General features: G+C 41.2%; 14 protein-coding genes and 1 pseudogene. 8 read left to right on the forward strand and 7 right to left on the reverse strand.

The window, feature by feature from the left end:
• Positions 1 to 1,066 precede the first annotated feature (1,066 nt).
• Positions 1,067 to 1,224: pseudogene (locus ACTB0Y_RS11955) on the reverse strand (DUF4372 domain-containing protein); the annotation flags it as partial.
• A 423-nt stretch (positions 1,225 to 1,647) separates the two neighbouring features.
• Here ACTB0Y_RS11955 and ACTB0Y_RS11960 point away from each other — a divergent pair.
• Genes ACTB0Y_RS11960 through trpA form a run of 7 tightly spaced genes read left to right on the forward strand, consistent with a single transcriptional unit; the run spans position 1,648 to position 8,127 of the window.
• On the forward strand, positions 1,648 to 3,036 hold the full coding sequence (locus ACTB0Y_RS11960; protein WP_463207055.1) for an anthranilate synthase component I family protein: 1,389 nt from the start codon (positions 1,648 to 1,650) through the stop codon (positions 3,034 to 3,036).
• Between the two features lie 21 nt (positions 3,037 to 3,057).
• Positions 3,058 to 3,711, forward strand: coding sequence for an anthranilate synthase component II (locus ACTB0Y_RS11965; protein ID WP_463207056.1), 654 nt, complete (start codon positions 3,058 to 3,060; stop codon positions 3,709 to 3,711).
• Positions 3,712 to 3,722: 11 nt separating this feature from the next.
• The gene (gene trpD / locus ACTB0Y_RS11970; RefSeq protein WP_463207057.1) at positions 3,723 to 4,718 is read left to right on the forward strand and encodes an anthranilate phosphoribosyltransferase; all 996 of its coding nucleotides are present in this window, start codon (positions 3,723 to 3,725) and stop codon (positions 4,716 to 4,718) included.
• Positions 4,718 to 5,518, forward strand: coding sequence for an indole-3-glycerol phosphate synthase TrpC (gene trpC, locus ACTB0Y_RS11975; RefSeq protein ID WP_463207058.1), 801 nt, complete (start codon positions 4,718 to 4,720; stop codon positions 5,516 to 5,518). Before trpD ends, trpC begins: the two co-directional genes overlap by 1 nt.
• Positions 5,515 to 6,141: a phosphoribosylanthranilate isomerase gene (locus ACTB0Y_RS11980; protein WP_463207059.1), complete on the forward strand. Its 627-nt coding sequence runs from the start codon at positions 5,515 to 5,517 to the stop codon at positions 6,139 to 6,141. Before trpC ends, ACTB0Y_RS11980 begins: the two co-directional genes overlap by 4 nt.
• A 1-nt stretch (position 6,142) precedes the next feature.
• On the forward strand, positions 6,143 to 7,333 hold the full coding sequence (gene trpB, locus ACTB0Y_RS11985; RefSeq protein ID WP_463207060.1) for a tryptophan synthase subunit beta: 1,191 nt from the start codon (positions 6,143 to 6,145) through the stop codon (positions 7,331 to 7,333).
• A 26-nt stretch (positions 7,334 to 7,359) separates the two neighbouring features.
• Complete coding sequence (trpA, locus tag ACTB0Y_RS11990) at positions 7,360 to 8,127, forward strand: tryptophan synthase subunit alpha (RefSeq protein WP_463207061.1); 768 nt, start codon at positions 7,360 to 7,362, stop codon at positions 8,125 to 8,127.
• A gap of 277 nt (positions 8,128 to 8,404) precedes the next feature.
• Here trpA and ACTB0Y_RS11995 read toward each other — a convergent pair whose 3' ends face one another.
• Complete coding sequence (locus tag ACTB0Y_RS11995; RefSeq protein ID WP_463207062.1) at positions 8,405 to 8,707, reverse strand: chaperone modulator CbpM; 303 nt, start codon at positions 8,705 to 8,707, stop codon at positions 8,405 to 8,407.
• Entirely contained in the window at positions 8,704 to 9,633 is a 930-nt protein-coding gene (locus ACTB0Y_RS12000) for a DnaJ C-terminal domain-containing protein (RefSeq protein ID WP_463207063.1), read from the reverse strand. The genes ACTB0Y_RS11995 and ACTB0Y_RS12000 overlap by 4 nt, the downstream gene beginning before the upstream one ends.
• A 410-nt stretch (positions 9,634 to 10,043) precedes the next feature.
• Here ACTB0Y_RS12000 and ACTB0Y_RS12005 point away from each other — a divergent pair, with 410 nt between their 5' ends.
• Positions 10,044 to 11,555 carry a T9SS type A sorting domain-containing protein gene (locus ACTB0Y_RS12005; protein ID WP_463207064.1) on the forward strand — a complete coding sequence of 504 codons (1,512 nt, stop codon included), beginning with the start codon at positions 10,044 to 10,046 and terminating at the stop codon, positions 11,553 to 11,555.
• Between the two features lie 133 nt (positions 11,556 to 11,688).
• Here the strand turns inward: ACTB0Y_RS12005 and ACTB0Y_RS12010 are convergent, their stop codons facing one another.
• The 4 genes from ACTB0Y_RS12010 to ACTB0Y_RS12025 all read right to left on the reverse strand — a co-directional run bounded on the left by ACTB0Y_RS12010 (position 11,689) and on the right by ACTB0Y_RS12025 (position 15,862).
• Positions 11,689 to 12,681 carry a chorismate synthase gene (locus tag ACTB0Y_RS12010; protein WP_463207065.1) on the reverse strand — a complete coding sequence of 331 codons (993 nt, stop codon included), beginning with the start codon at positions 12,679 to 12,681 and terminating at the stop codon, positions 11,689 to 11,691.
• Between the two features lie 81 nt (positions 12,682 to 12,762).
• A complete protein-coding gene (locus ACTB0Y_RS12015; RefSeq protein ID WP_463207066.1) occupies positions 12,763 to 13,848 on the reverse strand; it encodes a chorismate mutase in 1,086 nt (361 codons plus the stop codon).
• A gap of 2 nt (positions 13,849 to 13,850) precedes the next feature.
• The gene (locus tag ACTB0Y_RS12020) at positions 13,851 to 14,693 is read right to left on the reverse strand and encodes a prephenate dehydrogenase (protein ID WP_463207067.1); all 843 of its coding nucleotides are present in this window, start codon (positions 14,691 to 14,693) and stop codon (positions 13,851 to 13,853) included.
• Entirely contained in the window at positions 14,690 to 15,862 is a 1,173-nt protein-coding gene (locus ACTB0Y_RS12025) for a pyridoxal phosphate-dependent aminotransferase (protein ID WP_463207068.1), read from the reverse strand. The genes ACTB0Y_RS12020 and ACTB0Y_RS12025 overlap by 4 nt, the downstream gene beginning before the upstream one ends.
• Positions 15,863 to 16,392 lie beyond the last annotated feature (530 nt).

Consider the following 16,392-nt stretch of genomic DNA (forward strand, 5'->3'; position numbering starts at 1 on the left):
TTCATCCGAAATTTTTCCAAAATTAGCAAAATAGAGCTTTAACCCATTGATTCACAAGGTATATTCTTGAATTATTAAGAAAAAAGTTGGTCCTATTTCAAAATAACGTGCTTTGAAGACAAAAATTAATTGTTTATTGAACAGGGACGGTCCTTTGTGCTTTTGGTTTAATCTGATTGGTTACATAATTTACAGACAAATAAATGGAATTCCTTTATAAAATTGTGGACCATCTAAAATTTACTATGATATATTTCTAACGTGGCCGATTTAACCTTAGATGCGTTTTTTTTTAACTTTGCCTCCAGCCGGCGGGCTCTTCATTTTTGGGTTATTCCCTTCGGTCATGAGCTCAGCGCCTAACGGCGATTCGGTTGAACCAAAAACGAAGCAACCGCGTGCCGCCTTAGCTATAGCGGTGGCGCAAAAATTCAAGACTTAGTATATTAAGCGACCTTCTATTTTTTCGCAAATTGAAAATCCCGACATAGTGAAGCTTCCCAATTTATTGGGATTAGCTGAACATGTTCGGGGATAAATTGAAAAAACTCGATGATGCTATTTAAGTTTAGTATTCTAATTATCGAATCTGCGCATCATCTCAAACAGTTTTCATCCGCTCATAATTTTGATTTTAATGGTCGGATGTAGCTCACAAGTTCGGTTCAATTTGCCTGCGGCCATTTGCTTCAAGAAAGAAGGTGCCCGCTTAAAACACTTAGGTCACCTAAAGTCAACCGTTTATCATTAAGATTTAGCATCTCCCAAAAGCGGGGTGGCCTGATCAAATTGGCGGGCTAGCGTAAGGGTGAATATTCAATAGATATAAATGACGTAAAAGAGGCTTGTTCAGCTTTTACAGGTCATTTAATCTATTGAATAAAGCGGGGCGAAGCGTAATTTGATCTTGAATTTTTTGCAACTTTTTTTTTCAAGAAAAAAAGTTTATTAAAAATACTCCAAAACCGTTTCTGTCATGAGTAGCAGCTTGCCCAATATTAATCAAGTTTGGCATCATCATAGCTTCATCCTATTGTGTTTTGATTGTTATTCCCCCCATTAGCTATCCGAATATTAAGGCCACCAATTGGTCGTAAGTTTTGTATTTATAGTATTTATCTGTTTGATGAGATTGTATAACCCGACGCAAAAAAAATGGGCAGGGATAAAATCAATAATTTGAGGAATTACTGGCTTATTTGTATTTTTGCTTCTTCGGAACAGTCCCTTATTAGTATGTTTTATTCGTGCTTAACCAAAAGTATGGGTTCTGTTCCTTTTTTCAAAGTTTCGGATAGTTGTGATTACGAACCACAAATTTTTAATTTAGGTTGTGACTTTTTAAAATTTATTTATAGATTTGTAGCGCAATGAAAAGAAATTTAAACATATGGTGGTGGCACAAACTTGACGAGCAATCGTGAGGAAGCCCGACCTGTATGTACAAAATACAAAGCCCGTCGTTCTCACGACGGGCTTTTTTCGTTTAAAGTAAATTTATATACAATGAGACAAGTACAAAAAATACAACTTTGGTGGTGGCACATTTGGCAAACGATACCGTCGTGACGAGTGTGCTATGCATAAATTTAAAAGGCTCATCAATCACGATGGGCCTTTATTTTTTTTTAACTTAATTGAATAGAAATGAGCAAATTAACCATCCATTCTAAAAAAATTCTGGCCGATACGCTTTCTCCGCTAAGCTTATATTTAAAATTCAGGGATCTTTATCCCAATGCCATTTTACTGGAGAGTAACGATTTTAAGGGCGGTGCTGATAATTATTCGTTCATCTGCCTCGACCCCCTGGCAGCTTTTACCCATGACGAGGAAGATACCAAAGTATCAGTGTTGAACCACGATGTTTCTGACCATTTTAACGGGAATGTCAATGAGCAACTGCAACAGTTTCTCGACTATTTTACTATTGAGGGCAGTGCCGAAGAACTCCGCTTAAACGGACTTTTCGGTTATACTGCTTACGATGCCGTAACAAATTTTGAAAAGGTTGATATTCCGCAGCGCGATGATGCAACCCGTATTCCTGACATTCTTTATCAGTTGTACCGTTTTGTGATAGCTATTAATCACCATCAGTATACGGCCCATTTGATGGAATTACTTCCCGAAGGCGAAGCACCACGACTACAGGAAATTGAGAATCAGTTGCAAAACAGAACTTTTGCCTCTTACCCGTTTAAAGCCAAAGGCGTGCACCAGTCCAATATGGAAGACGCCGACTACAAAAAGCTTGTGGGTAAGGCAGTTGAGCATTGCCAGTTGGGAGATACTTTTCAATTGGTGCTTTCGCGCAGGTTCGACAGGGCTTTTGAGGGAGATGAGTTTAACGTATACCGGGCCTTGCGTTCCATTAATCCTTCACCGTACTTGTTTTATTTTGATTATGGAAATTTCAGGCTTTTCGGTTCATCGCCCGAAAGTCAGTTGGTTGTACGAAACCGCAAGGCCACTATTGTACCTATCGCCGGCACGGTAAAACGTACAGGAAACGACGAGGAAGACCGTCGGCTTGCTACTGAACTTTACAACGACCAAAAAGAGAACGCAGAACATGTGATGCTGGTCGACCTGGCGCGTAATGATTTGAGTCGGTTCGCATCTGATATTGCTGTGGACAGATTCAAGGAGATTCAATATTTTTCCCATGTACTGCATATGGTATCGAGGGTGAGCGGAACCATCCAAAACGGTGCTTCTCCACTTGAGATGCTTGGTAAGAGTTATCCGGCCGGCACGCTCACCGGGGCACCCAAAGTGAAGGCCATGGAACTTATTAGTTACTATGAAAATGTAAACCGCAGTTTCTATGGAGGAGCAATCGGACAGATCAGTTTCAACGGTGATGTGAATCATGCCATAATAATTCGCTCTGTGCTGGCGAAGAATCATAAGTTATTTTATCAGGCTGGCGCCGGAATCGTTGTTCAGTCTCAACCCGAAAAAGAGTTGGAAGAAGTGAATAATAAGGTTAAAGCCATTCAAAAAGCCATTGAGCTGGCCGAAAATATATAGAAATTAATACAGCATACAACTATGAAAACATTAATCATCGACAATTACGACTCATTTACTTATAACCTGGCGGAATATGTCCGGCAGTGCGGAGTAAGTGCATTTGATGTGTTCCGCAACGACGAAATCAGCGTAGCGCAATGTGCTAAATATGATCAGATTATTATTTCTCCGGGTCCGGGAGTGCCTGAAGATGCGGGAATCATTAATGAAATGGTAAAACAGCTGGGACCGACGAAAAAAATTCTGGGCATTTGCCTGGGTATGCAAGCAATAGGTGAAGTTTACAATTGCCAATTGACAAACTTACCGGAGGTTTTTCACGGTCGCGCTACCAACATTGAACGGTTCGATGCCAACGAGCCTGTTTTTATGGGTTTACCCCGCAAATTTAACGTGGGCCGCTATCATTCCTGGGGAATTGGAGTATCTGATGTCAGTCGGGAATTTGAGCTGCTGGCCAGCGATGAAAATGGCATAGCCATGGCCATTCGCCACAAAAAGTATGATATGGTGGGCTTACAGTTTCATCCCGAATCAGTGCTTACAGAGCATGGTATCCAAATGATTGCCAATTGGCTCAAGGTGCCGGAACCTCAAATGGAAGTCTGCCTGCCGGCATCTGACAGTGCTGCTTATAATATTAATCGTATTGAACGTTCACTTTTTTTGTAAAACCCCTAATTATGAAGCAAATTTTAGATCACCTTTATCAGCATAAAACACTCACAAAAGCTGAAGCAAGTGAGATTCTCAAACAGATTGCCAGTGCAGCCTTCAACACCAGTCAGATGGCGGCTTTTTTGGGTGTTTTTGCCATGCGTCCTGTAACGCTGGAGGAACTTTCCGGCTTTAGAGAAGCCATGCTTGAGTTGCAAATACCGATTGATACCAATGGCTTTGAAACCATTGATTTGTGTGGGACAGGCGGCGATGGCAAAGACACATTTAATATTTCCACAATATCATCTTTTGTGGCAGCCGGAGCTGGGCTGAAGGTAACCAAGCACGGTAATTATGCTGTCTCTTCATCTGTAGGTTCTTCCAATATACTTGAGCATTTTGGATACCGGTTTTCCAACGATCGGGATAAGCTGCTTCGCGAACTGGATCAATCCGGTATTACTTTTTTGCATGCGCCACTTTTTAATCCGGCCATGAAGCATATCGCGCCGGTTCGTAAAGCATTGGGCATAAAGACCTTTTTCAATATTTTGGGGCCAATGATTAATCCGGCCGATCCTGGCAGTCAGCTCATAGGTGTATTCAGCACGGAAACAGCACGTTTGTACCACTACATTTATCAATTGAGTGACAAAGCGTATACCGTAGTGCATAGCCTCGATGGTTATGATGAGGTATCGCTTACCGGAACTTTTAAAGCCTTTAACCGTGCAGGAGAGCGGAATATGATTCCGCAAGAACTTGGTTTACCAACTTTGCAGGCAAGTGAAATTGCAAGTGGTAAGGGCATTGAAGATTCTGCAGCTATTTTCATGAATGTATTGAAAAATGAGTCCACAGATGCTCAAAAATCAGTGATTCTGGCCAATGCTGCACTGGCTATCCACACGGCTAATGCGGAAAAATCAATGAATGAATGCGTAGACATTGCCAGACAAAGCATTGAGAAAGGTTCAGCCTTGAAGTCATTTGAAAAATTAATGCAGTTAAACGCGTAATGAAGAATATACTTGAGCAAATTGTAGAAAAGAAAAAACAGGAAGTCGCAAAGCAAAAGCGTTTGTTTCCTGCAAGGCAATTTGAGCAGTCGCGTTTTTTCCAGCGCTTCCCGCTCTCTTTTGCTGAGCACATTGTGCGCGGTAGTGGTATCATTGCCGAACACAAACGTCAATCACCTTCAAAAGGAGTTATCCATACTGCCATGCAGCATCGTGAAGTGATAGCGGGATATCAGCATGCCGGTGCATCGGCTGTGTCGGTACTGACGGATGAATCTTTTTTCGGAGGGAACTTGTTTCACCTGGAATCGGTGCGGGAACAGGTCAATATTCCGTTGCTGCGAAAAGATTTTATCATTGATCCATATCAAATTTCCCAATCCAAAGCTGCCGGAGCAGATGCCGTTTTGCTCATAGCACGCATTTTATCAACACAGCAAATTCAGGATCTGACATCGCTTGCGCAGGGACATGGAATGGAGGTTTTGCTGGAACTGCATGATGATTCCGAACTTGAGAAAGTAACCCCTTTGGTTGATGTTGTAGGAATCAATAATCGCAATTTGCATGATTTTTCTGTTGATTTAAACCAATCCATAGCGATTTGCCAGCAAATACCGGATTCCTACACCAAAATAGCGGAAAGCGGCATAAATGCGCCCGAAACAGCAGCGCGAATGTATGCCGAAGGATTTCATGGTTTTCTGATTGGCGAGTTCTTTATGAGGCACCCGAATCCACCTGCTCAATGCCTCTCATTTATTAATAAACTGAATCAACTAAAAAACGCACCAATATGAAAATCAAAGTATGTGGATTGAATAGTCTGGAGAATATAAAATCGCTGCCTTTGGAAGATATCGATTTACTTGGTTTTATTTTTTATCCGAAATCTTCGCGCAGAGTGACGATTGAGGCCGGTGATTTATTAATGCAAACTACTTCAACCCATATTCGCACAGGCGTTTTTGTCAATGCACCCTTTTTCTTTATCATGCGGAATGTGGTTGCCTATGGTCTGAGCGCCGTGCAGCTCCACGGTAATGAATCACCTGATACCTGTAAGGAATTACAGGAGCAGGGATTGCAAATTATTAAAGCGTTTGGTGTAAAATCCGGTTTTAATTTTAATGAGGTTAAGCAGTACGAGTCAGTCGTAGATTATTTTTTGTTTGATACGTCTACGAAGGATTATGGTGGCTCCGGGCAGCAATTCGACTGGTCGGCTCTCAGTGGTTATCAGGGCAAAACACCGTTTTTTCTTAGTGGTGGCATTGGACCGGATGATGCAGCACAAGTAAAGGCATTTCAACACGAAAAGTTTACCGGAGTTGACCTCAACAGCCGTTTCGAGATACAGCCCGGATTGAAAGACAGCGAAAAAGTGAAAGAATTTATTAAAACCTTAAAGTCGAACGAATAATATGATACAATTCAAATCAATAGCTGATGAACGCGGATATTATGGCGATTATGGCGGCGCCTGGATTCCCGAAATGCTGCGACCCAATGTTAAAGAATTGGAAGCCAATTATCAGAGTATTTTACACGATCCAAAATTTCAGAAAACTTTCCAACATTTGCTCACAGAATATACCGGAAGACCCACACCACTATATTTTGCAGAAAGATTATCAAACCAATATCAAACCAACATTTGGCTGAAGCGCGAAGACCTCAATCATACCGGAGCCCACAAAATTAACAATACCATTGGTCAGGTTTTGATGGCAGAGCATTTGGGCAAGAAGCGCATTATTGCCGAAACCGGAGCCGGCCAGCACGGCGTGGCTACAGCTACCGTATGCGCTTTGCGGGGCTTAGAATGTGTGGTGCATATGGGTGCTTTGGATGTGGAGCGGCAGGCACCAAACGTAGCACGAATGAAGATGCTGGGTGCCAAAGTTGTACCGGCTACAAGTGGCAACAAAACTCTGAAAGATGCAACCAACGAGGCGCTTCGTGATTGGATCAATAACCCGGCTGATACTTTTTATGTAATTGGCTCTGTTGTGGGGCCGCATCCATATCCGGAGATTGTTACCCAATTACAATCAGTTATTAGCGCAGAAATTGCTCAACAATTCAAAGCTAAAACCGGAAAGACTGAGCCAGATTATGTAATGGCGTGTGTTGGCGGAGGAAGTAATGCTGCCGGGGCTTTTTATCACTTTCTAAACACCGGCGTAAAGCTGGTTGGTATTGAAGCCGCAGGTAAGGGATTGCATACGAAGGAGCATGCAGCTACAATAAATTTTGGGCGGACAGGAATACTGCATGGTGCTAAAAGTTTGCTTATTCAAAGCGACGATGGCCAGGTGATTGAACCATATTCTATCTCTGCCGGCCTCGATTATCCGGGTATTGGCCCTTTACATGCCTGGTTGCATCAGACAGGCAAGGCTCAGTTTCTTGGTGTGGATGACCAGGAGGCACTTGATGCAGCTGTTGAATTGACCCGCCTGGAGGGCATTATACCTGCCCTTGAATCGGCCCATGCCTTTGCCGCACTCAAAAAACTGGACTTTAAACAAAGCGATAACGTAGTGATCAATCTTTCGGGGCGTGGCGATAAGGACATGGCCACATACCTTAAAGCACTTGATTTGAAATGATTTCCCTGAATGTAAAAATATCTGTAATGAATAAACTCGATCAACTTTTTCAGCATAAAAAACAAAATCTGCTTTCTGTATATTTTACTGCAGGATACCCTGAACTTGAAGATACAAGGCGTGTTGCAGCTCAGTTGGATAGGGTAGGAGTAGATTTTATCGAAATAGGTTTTCCATTTTCTGATCCAGTGGCCGATGGTCCGGTGATACAAAAAAGCAGCAAGCAGGCTCTGGATAATGGTATGACCGTGCAAAGACTTTTTGAACAACTTGAAACAATACAGCAATTAAAAATTCCCCGGGTATTGATGGGGTATATCAATCCGGTGTTGCAATTTGGGATGGAGCATTTCCTCCGAAAGTCTGCTGAAACGGGTGTTGATGGTGTTATTTTACCTGACTTGCCCCTTGAAGAGTACCAAATGCACTATGAAAAACTTTTCAAAAAGTATGGCATACACAATATTTTGCTCATCAGTCCGGAAACACCGGATGAAAGGATTCAGGAAATTGCCCGGTTAAGTACATCGTTTATCTACCTGGTATCTTCCAACGCCATCACAGGTAGTAGTCTTAATACAGCCGCTGCTGCGACTTACTTTGAGCGGGTGCAGTCGCTTGTGGGCGATCAGCCATTAATGGCCGGCTTTGGTATTCGCGACCGGGCTACATTCACTGGTGTTTGCCAGTATACCAATGGCGCGATCATTGGAAGTGCCTTTATTAAAGCCCTTGAAGGAAATCCTGCATTTGAAGAAAAAATAGATGAATTTGTAAAAGCAATTAAGGATTGATAGTATTGGTGATTAGCCTCTAAACACTGTAAATGCTGATTAAGCTATGTAAGCCAGGTTTGCATCCGCAATAGCTCGTATGTTCTGAGCTTGCCGAATACAGGCTTTATAGGGAGTACTGTTCTGTTGCACGCTTCCCCGGCGGTTTTTTAAGTCGTCCCCTATCTTTTAGTTTAGTGTGGTAGCGCTTGAAGTAAAGCTTTCGTGAATTTAGAAGAGTTTTAGTTATTTGTAATTTACTTCCTCTCGTCCATAAAAAACTGCTAACAAGTTAATTTCAAAGTGAATTGTTTTGAAGCAAATCGAGTTTGCGTTTCATGTCATTCATTTCTTGTTTCATTTCATCAATTTGGTTGAGTAGGTTGAATATGGCATCTATACCTGCAATATTTATTTCCAAATCGTAATAAAATGATTGTATCTTCTCAATATTTTGTATCTCAGTTACCGGAACACAAAGTTTTTCTTCCTCCTGAACTACCTGTATCAGTTCATTTTCCTTTAGTTCTTCAATAAATTCTGCTTCAATTTCGTATAATTGACAGAGTTCCTCGATGGTTATATATTGGTTTTCATTCATGACTGATGGACATTTTTGAGTTCTTCAAATAGTTGCTTCTCTTTGTCGCTTAATTGAGTCGGTATTTTCACCTGGATGGTAATAATCAGGTCTCCTTTTGATTGTTCATTTTTATATTTTGGAAATCCTTTGCCTTTGAGTCTCATTTTTGTACCCGGTTGTGTTCCCGGTTTTATTTTTATCCTTGCCTGACCGTCGAGGGTATCAATTGTGGATGTGCCACCCAGCACGGCAGTATAAAAGTCAGTATCTACAGTTGAGTATAAATTACTACCATCGCGATTAAAATGGGTGTTATTGTTTATTGAAAATGTGATATATAAATCGCCGTTTGGCCCGCCATTAGCGCCTGGACTACCGTATCCGGAGATTTTTATGGTTTGCCCGTCTTCCAGACCAGCGGGAATTGTAATGCGTATTTTTTTTCCATTTATGGTCAGTGTGCGTTTATGCGATTGCATTACATCTGTCAGGTTGAGTTCCATTTCGGCCTGAAGGTCATTTCCGCGGAAACCAGATTGCCGCCTGCTGCCGGCTGTTCCTCCAAACATGGATTCAAAAAAGTCTGAAAACCCGCCAAAATCACCTCCACTAAAATTACCTTGTGACCTGGATCCTGAGAAGAAATCGCCAAAATTCTGGTAGAACTGTTGTCCTTGTTGTTGCTGGCCTCCATATCCAGCTTTTTCGAATTCGTCCGCATGTTTCCAGTTTTCACCGTATTTATCGTATTTTTTTCTTTTTTCTTTATCTCCCAATACTTCGTAAGCTTCAGAAATTTGCTGAAACTTTTGTTTTACAGTGTCATCATTAGGATTAAGGTCCGGATGGTATTTACGCGCCAGTTTTCGGTATGCCTTTTTTATATCATCCTGGCTTGCACTTTTATTGACGCCTAATATTTTATAATAGTCTATATATGCCATTTACAAGTGTTTTATTATTGTTAGTGGTTATAAATTTTAACAAATTTTTAAAATGAATGTTTTTTAAGCGTGGTTTTTTATGAAGATGTTGGATATCAGTAAATAATAACTCGATCGTTATTTTTGATCAATGCTGATTTTTACAAACCCCTAACTTTTTGAAATGTTTCATCCGGACCACATCAGTAAGTCTAATCATGTACAATTTATAAGGCTTCGGACATAATTAATCGAAGGAGGACAGCTTCTTTGAAAGCGTATTTCATGCTGCAATAGCTACTTCTAAATTTCTGTTGTTATACCTATATCAATACTATTTGTAATGATTATAAATATTATTTGTAATAATTCTAAACAATATAGCTTTCAGTTAGTTGCATAGGTAGTTAACCAATAAAAAGACTATGCTTATGTTACTTAGAAAATTTACTTTACTTATTGCTATTATTGGAATACCATTCAGCCTGTTGTCGCAGGAGCTAAAAGAGAATTCAGAGATTGAACAGAGAATTATCGAAAACCAAAATTCTGATGAATTAATGCTGAAGAATGCCAATGTATCATCTGGCATGAGGCTGGATTCTATAATCGAGCAATCGTATTATGATGTTACCGGACAGTTTGTGAACGAGGAAAAGCATGTATTAAACTTTGATGATGATAATACTATTACTTTGTGGTTGCAATATACCGTAGATGAAGTTACCGGAGATTGGATTAATGATGAAAAAGATGAATTTTTTTATGATGAGCAGGGGAATAAAATAAAGCATATCGATTATGTGTGGGATTCGGAAGCTTCTGTGTGGGAGCCGCAAAATAAAACTGAGAATGTTTATAATGTGTACAGTGATTTAACACAGTACGTTCAATTCATTTGGGATACCGTGAACAACTCATGGCTTCCTGACCTGAGAAGAATTTCAACCTTCGATACTGCTCAAAACGTAACAGAATATAACTATAATACATGGAATGCCTCCACAGACTCATGGGAAAATTATTTTATAAGGTTCAATGATTATGACTCAGCTAATAACATTATACGCATGTACACCCATTGGTGGAGTAATTATTCAGATGCTTATCAGAAAGGTCAAAAAACTGAATATGCCTATGATAATGATTTGTTAATGCAGATAACCAGGTACGATGGCGATACGATCAATGATGTGTGGATTGAGGATTCTAAAACCGAATATTCGTACAATTCATTTGGCAATCAAACACAACACATTTTTTATGAAATGGAATCATCATGGCAACCTCAATCTAAAACAGCGTATACTTATGATAATTCACAAAATCAAACATCCGAAACTGTATTTACCTGGGATGAGAATAACAGCGAATGGTATCCTAATTATCAGTATGAACGCGGTTTTGATGCATCAGGTAATAGGATTGAAATGATATATTCCAGGTGGGATCCAAACACAGATAGTTGGGTGAATCATCAAAAATGGGCACGCGAATATGATAACACTTTGACTTATAATGACCTAATTTTGCCTACGTCTATCTTTTATCAACTTGTCAATGCTTTTGGTGCGGAGGAAGAAGTGTTTAAGCACCAATTGGTATCAAGAAATGAATATGAGTGGAATAGCACAGATGATGTTTGGGATGAAACTATATTAGAGCATTTCTATTATAGCGAACAGACTTTAAATATTGCCAATACTGCCAATAAAGGGTTCCGCGTTTATCCAAACCCGGTTTCAAGTAGCCTTTACATTGAATCTGATGCAGATATATCTGAAATTAGAATTTTAGATGCATCCGGTAGATATGTAAGGTCAGAATATGCAACAGGAAATAAAGAGACATTAAACCTCAGTGGTTTAAAAGAAGGTATGTATATTGTCAGGTTGCTGTTGAGTAATGGCGAAACTGAGACCAGACGAATTATAAAAAACTAAAATAAATAATTGGGTCATCGGGTGAATTGCTTTAATCTGTTCACCGGGTGGCTTTTTTTATTAGCTTCATGCAACTGATGCTTTTACAGGATAAAAAGATTACTGTAGCACTGAGCAATTCTCTATTTCAATTTTAAGTGATAACCCTTCTTGCTTTCTGCTCCAGCAGCATCAAATCAGCAAGCACAATAGCCGTGGCTGCTTCGAGTACGGGAGGTACCCGGAGTGCAATGCAGCGGTCATGTCTGCCCTCGATCTTCAGGGCTTCGACCTCTCCTTTTTGCAGATTCATGGTGTTTTGAGCTGTTGACACACTACTGGTGGGTTTTACCGCCACCCGGAACACCAGTTCATTGCCATTGGTAATGCCTCCGTTGATGCCACCGGCATGGTTGGTCTCGGTTTTTCCTTCTGTACTAACAATGTTGTCGTTATGCTCAGCACCCGTCATTCGTGCAGCCTGAAAGCCCGCCCCAAATTCAATTCCTTTGATGGCCGGAATGGCAAATACGACGTGACTCAATAGCGATTCTACAGAGTCAAAAAAAGGTTCTCCAAGGCCCACAGGTAAATTCGCTATGCGACACTCCACAATGCCGCCAATGGATTGGTTCTGCTCAATGGCCCTGTCAATGGCCGACTCTATATCGCTGTCGCCACCGGTTTCAACGAGCCGGGCCTGGATTTTTAGTTTTTCGCATACTTTTTTTGCTACTACGCCGGCTGCCGTCAGTGGCAGGGTGAGCCGGCCTGAGAAATGTCCTCCGCCCCGGTAATCGGCAAATCCGCCAAATTTTTGTTGTGCTACAAAATCGGCATGGCCCGGGCGTGGACTGTTTTTCAGATTGCTATAGTCTTTAGATTGTACGTTTTCATTGCGGAATAGAATGGTAAGGGGCGCTCCCGTGGTTTTCCCTTCGAAGATACCGGTCATGAGTTCCGGTTTATCGCTTTCCTTTCGGGGTGTGGTGCCTTTTGCGCCACTTTTGCGCCTTGCTAAGTCAGCTTCAAAATCTGTTGGGCTCAATGGAATGCCTGCCGGGCAACCGTCAATAGTGACACCAACGGCTTTCCCATGCGATTCGCCAAATATGTGTACGCGAAATAGTCGTCCAAACGTGTTCATGCAATTCAATTTAAGATTCTAAATTACAAATTATTTATGGCTTTGCGGGCCTTATTTGTTTTCTCCTTGACTTTTGAATATTTATTCATTCATTACCCGGGTTTGTTTATTAATGGATTCCTGGTGAATGGCTTTAAACATTTTCATGATAAAACCAGAGCTTAGCTCTCGTTTTTGTCCTTTTTTAATGTTTGTTTCAAGAATATCTTTCCACCGCGATTGCTGTAGAATGGTCATATTATTTTGTTTTTTGTAGCGACCTATGTCGGTAGCCAGATTCATGCGTCGCTGCACCAGGTCCATCAAATCGTTATCAAGTTTATCGATCCGAAAACGCAGATCTTCAAGTGTGTTTAGCGATACCCCTTCCGGGTTCATTTTTCGTATGACTAAGCTTTCGAGCATGATGTCGAGGCTTTCGGGTGTAATTTGCTGCTTAGCATCGCTCCATGCATTATCAGGGTCGCAGTGTGTTTCGATCATAAGGCCATCAAAATCAAGATCCATGGCTTTTTGTGATATACTTTGCAGTAATTCTCTCCGACCGGCAATGTGGCTCGGGTCACAGAATATGGGAATATCCGGTAATTGACTTCTCAGTTCAATGGGGATTTGCCAATGCGGAACATTACGGTATATGCTGCGGTCGTAGCTTGAAAATCCACGGTGAATTGCTCCGATTCGGGTGATACCAGCCTTGTGAATACGTTCAATAGCGCCTACCCAAAGGTCAGCATCTGGGTTTACGGGGTTTTTTACCAATACGGGTACATCTGCACCTGCTATGGCATCAGCAATTTCCTGCATGGCAAAGGGATTGGCCGAGGTACGTGCTCCAATCCAAAGGATGTCAATTCCTGCCTTTAAGGCTTCTTGTACATGTACGGCATTGGCCACTTCAATGGCTATCAGCATGCCGGTTTCTTCTTTGACCTGGTTTAACCATGGCAGGCCAATACTGCCAATACCTTCAAATGAGCCTGGCCGCGTTCGGGGTTTCCATATGCCGGCCCTGAAAACAGTTATGCCGTTCTTACTTAATGCCCTTGCTGTGGTCATTACTTGCTCTTCTGTTTCTGCACTGCAGGGTCCGGAGATGATCAATGGTTTGTCTGTGTCGGGTAGTTTCCATTGACTAACGGGTTGTAAATTGAGTTGCCTTTCCATAATTATCTGCTTAATACACGTTTGATTTTATTCGATTGATTGATTAATCCCGTAATACTTTCGCTTTTTTGTTCTTGCATGGCCTTTTTAAAAGCCTGCAAATGTTCAATGTATGTGTCCAATACAGCGGTCACATTTCCTGCATTTTGCATAAAAATAGGGGTCCACATGCTGGCCGGACTTTTAGCTAACCGTACGGTTGAGTCGAATCCACCGCTGGCCAAATCAAGTATGTTTTTCTCATTTTGCTCTTTCTCGAGCACCGTGAGTGCCAATGCCATGGAGCTGATGTGGGAAATGTGCGACACATAGGCAGTATGTACATCATGGTTGTAGGCATTCATATAAATAATGCGCATGTTAAGACATTCATACATTGTTTTTATCGTTTTCAGTGCTTTTTCACTGCTCTCTTCTGCATCGGTAATGATGGATGCCCGGCCATCGAACAAACCTGAGAATGCTGCACGTGGTCCGCTTTGCTCAGTTCCAGCCATAGGATGGGTACTGACAAAATTTTCGCGGTTTTGATGATAGCGTACCCGCTCATTCAGGTTACTTTTGGTTGAGCACACATCGGCTACAATTTGCTGATCTGCCTGGTTGAGGACCGTAGGCAATAATTTCAGTGATACATCAACAGGAGTAGCAAGTATAACCAGGTCAGCCTGGTAAATTCCTTCGTTTAGTTCTGCAGTCTTGTCAATTATGCCCAATTGTAAGGCAGCATCACAATGTATTGGATTATTGTCTACTCCAATGATTTTTTGTGCAAAATTGCGCGCTTTTAAGTCTATGGCCATGGAGCTGCCAATAAGGCCTAAGCCGATAATTGTAATATTCATATCGCGATTTTCTGTCGGTTTTTAATTCGATTGAGCATTATCTCAAATTCATTATTATGGGCGCAAAGTGAAAACCGCACATATTGGTTCCCATTTGAACCGAAGATTCCGCCGGGAGCCACAAATAGGCCTAAATCATATAGTAAATGATCTGCAAAGGCATACCCGTCGCTAAATGATTGCGGAATTTTAGCCCATACGAACATGCCACTGGTATTTTCGGAGTAGGAACAGTTTAAAAGGTCTAAAGCTTTGAACACTACATTTCGTCGCTTATGATAAACTGCATTTGTGGAATTGTACCAATGTTCATCGAGGCTGAGTGCAGTAGCAGCTGCTTTTTGTATGGGCAGGTACATGCCCGAATCATAATTGCTTTTTACTTTTAGTAAGTGTTTTACCAACTGCTGGTGCCCGGCAACCATGCCCACACGAAATCCCTGCATACTGTGTGATTTACTTAAGGAGTTGAGCTCCAGGGAGGTGTTTTTGCTTCCTTCGATAGATAATATGCTTAATCGCTCTTCATTCAGGATCAGACTGTAGGGGTTGTCGTGCGCAATTAGGATACCGTGCCTTTGACCGAAGTCGATAAGTTTTCTGAAAAGCGCTGTGTTTGCTTTTGCTCCGGTTGGCATATGAGGATAATTGACCCATATGAGCTTAGCCCCTTGTTTAGCAAGTTCTTCCAATTCGAAGAAATCGGGTAACCAATCACCATCAGGTTTCAGACTGTAGTATTGTATTTTGGCACCCAGTAGCCTGGCTGTGGCTGCATAGGCCGGGTAGCCCGGATTAGGTACTAAAACGGTATCTCCGGGATTTACAAATGCCAAAGTAGTTAACATGATGCCCTCTTTTGATCCGGCAAGTGGTAATACTTCATTCTCAGCATCGAGATGAACCTTGTAAATTCTTTGATACCATGCAGAAAGCGCACCTCTCAATAATTGTGTTCCTTTATAAGGTTGGTAATAATGGCTTTGCGCTTCCCCAGTTGACTGATTCAGGCTTTTTATCGCATCTTTGTGCGTAGCCATATCCGGATTGCCAATTCCCAGGTTGATAATGGCATGTCCTTGAGCTCGGAGACTCCGTATTTCTTCAAGTTTTTTGGAGAAGTAGTAAGTCTCAACGTTTTTGAGTCTTTCCGCAGGTTCAATGTTCATCTTTGTAATTTTTTTATTCGACATAAAAAAGGCGTCCTTTTACCCGGGACGCCTTCTAAATTGTATTGCTTTCATACAACCCTATAGTTATCCCGGCAGGTAACTGTGGTAATACCAGTAATAATATGCTATATGGTTGTTATGCTTCATTATTTTAAAATAAAAAACCCCGCTTGTGGCGGGGTTGAAATTTTATTAAAATTTACATATACCAGTCCCGCCTTATTTCGCGTTGAAATAATAATAAGACCAATAATATGTGTGTACTTGTTGCTGCATTTTGAGTTTTCAAAGCTAAATAATTATTTCGATAAAACAAATATAGATTACTTTTATACGCTGAATAGGTTTTTTTCATCTGTTTATTTTTAATGGTCATAACCTGTCCCGCCAAAGGCGGGATGCTTGAGTTTGGCGTTTTACTAGATAAAATCACGACTTTTTTTTGGAAGTTGTGATTTTTTTTACTATTTTTATCTAGTTATATGACTAGATATGTTTAATTAAAATTTACAATTATGGGTTATTCT

It is taken from the genome of Salinivirga sp., assembly GCF_055145285.1.

Bases quoted from the DNA above. Each gene is read 5' to 3' on its own strand.
- ACTB0Y_RS11965 (WP_463207056.1), top strand. From the start codon at position 3,058: ATGAAAACATTAATCATCGACAATTACGACTCATTTACTTATAACCTG.
- ACTB0Y_RS11995 (WP_463207062.1), bottom strand. From the start codon at position 8,707: ATGAATGAAAACCAATATATAACCATCGAGGAACTCTGTCAATTATAC.
- trpC (WP_463207058.1), top strand. From the start codon at position 4,718: ATGAAGAATATACTTGAGCAAATTGTAGAAAAGAAAAAACAGGAAGTC.
- trpB (WP_463207060.1), top strand. From the start codon at position 6,143: ATGATACAATTCAAATCAATAGCTGATGAACGCGGATATTATGGCGAT.
- ACTB0Y_RS11980 (WP_463207059.1), top strand. From the start codon at position 5,515: ATGAAAATCAAAGTATGTGGATTGAATAGTCTGGAGAATATAAAATCG.
- ACTB0Y_RS12010 (WP_463207065.1), bottom strand. From the start codon at position 12,681: ATGAACACGTTTGGACGACTATTTCGCGTACACATATTTGGCGAATCG.
- trpD (WP_463207057.1), top strand. From the start codon at position 3,723: ATGAAGCAAATTTTAGATCACCTTTATCAGCATAAAACACTCACAAAA.
- ACTB0Y_RS12025 (WP_463207068.1), bottom strand. From the start codon at position 15,862: ATGAACATTGAACCTGCGGAAAGACTCAAAAACGTTGAGACTTACTAC.
- ACTB0Y_RS12020 (WP_463207067.1), bottom strand. From the start codon at position 14,693: ATGAATATTACAATTATCGGCTTAGGCCTTATTGGCAGCTCCATGGCC.
- ACTB0Y_RS11960 (WP_463207055.1), top strand. From the start codon at position 1,648: ATGAGCAAATTAACCATCCATTCTAAAAAAATTCTGGCCGATACGCTT.
- ACTB0Y_RS12000 (WP_463207063.1), bottom strand. From the start codon at position 9,633: ATGGCATATATAGACTATTATAAAATATTAGGCGTCAATAAAAGTGCA.
- ACTB0Y_RS12005 (WP_463207064.1), top strand. From the start codon at position 10,044: ATGTTACTTAGAAAATTTACTTTACTTATTGCTATTATTGGAATACCA.
- ACTB0Y_RS12015 (WP_463207066.1), bottom strand. From the start codon at position 13,848: ATGGAAAGGCAACTCAATTTACAACCCGTTAGTCAATGGAAACTACCC.
- trpA (WP_463207061.1), top strand. From the start codon at position 7,360: ATGAATAAACTCGATCAACTTTTTCAGCATAAAAAACAAAATCTGCTT.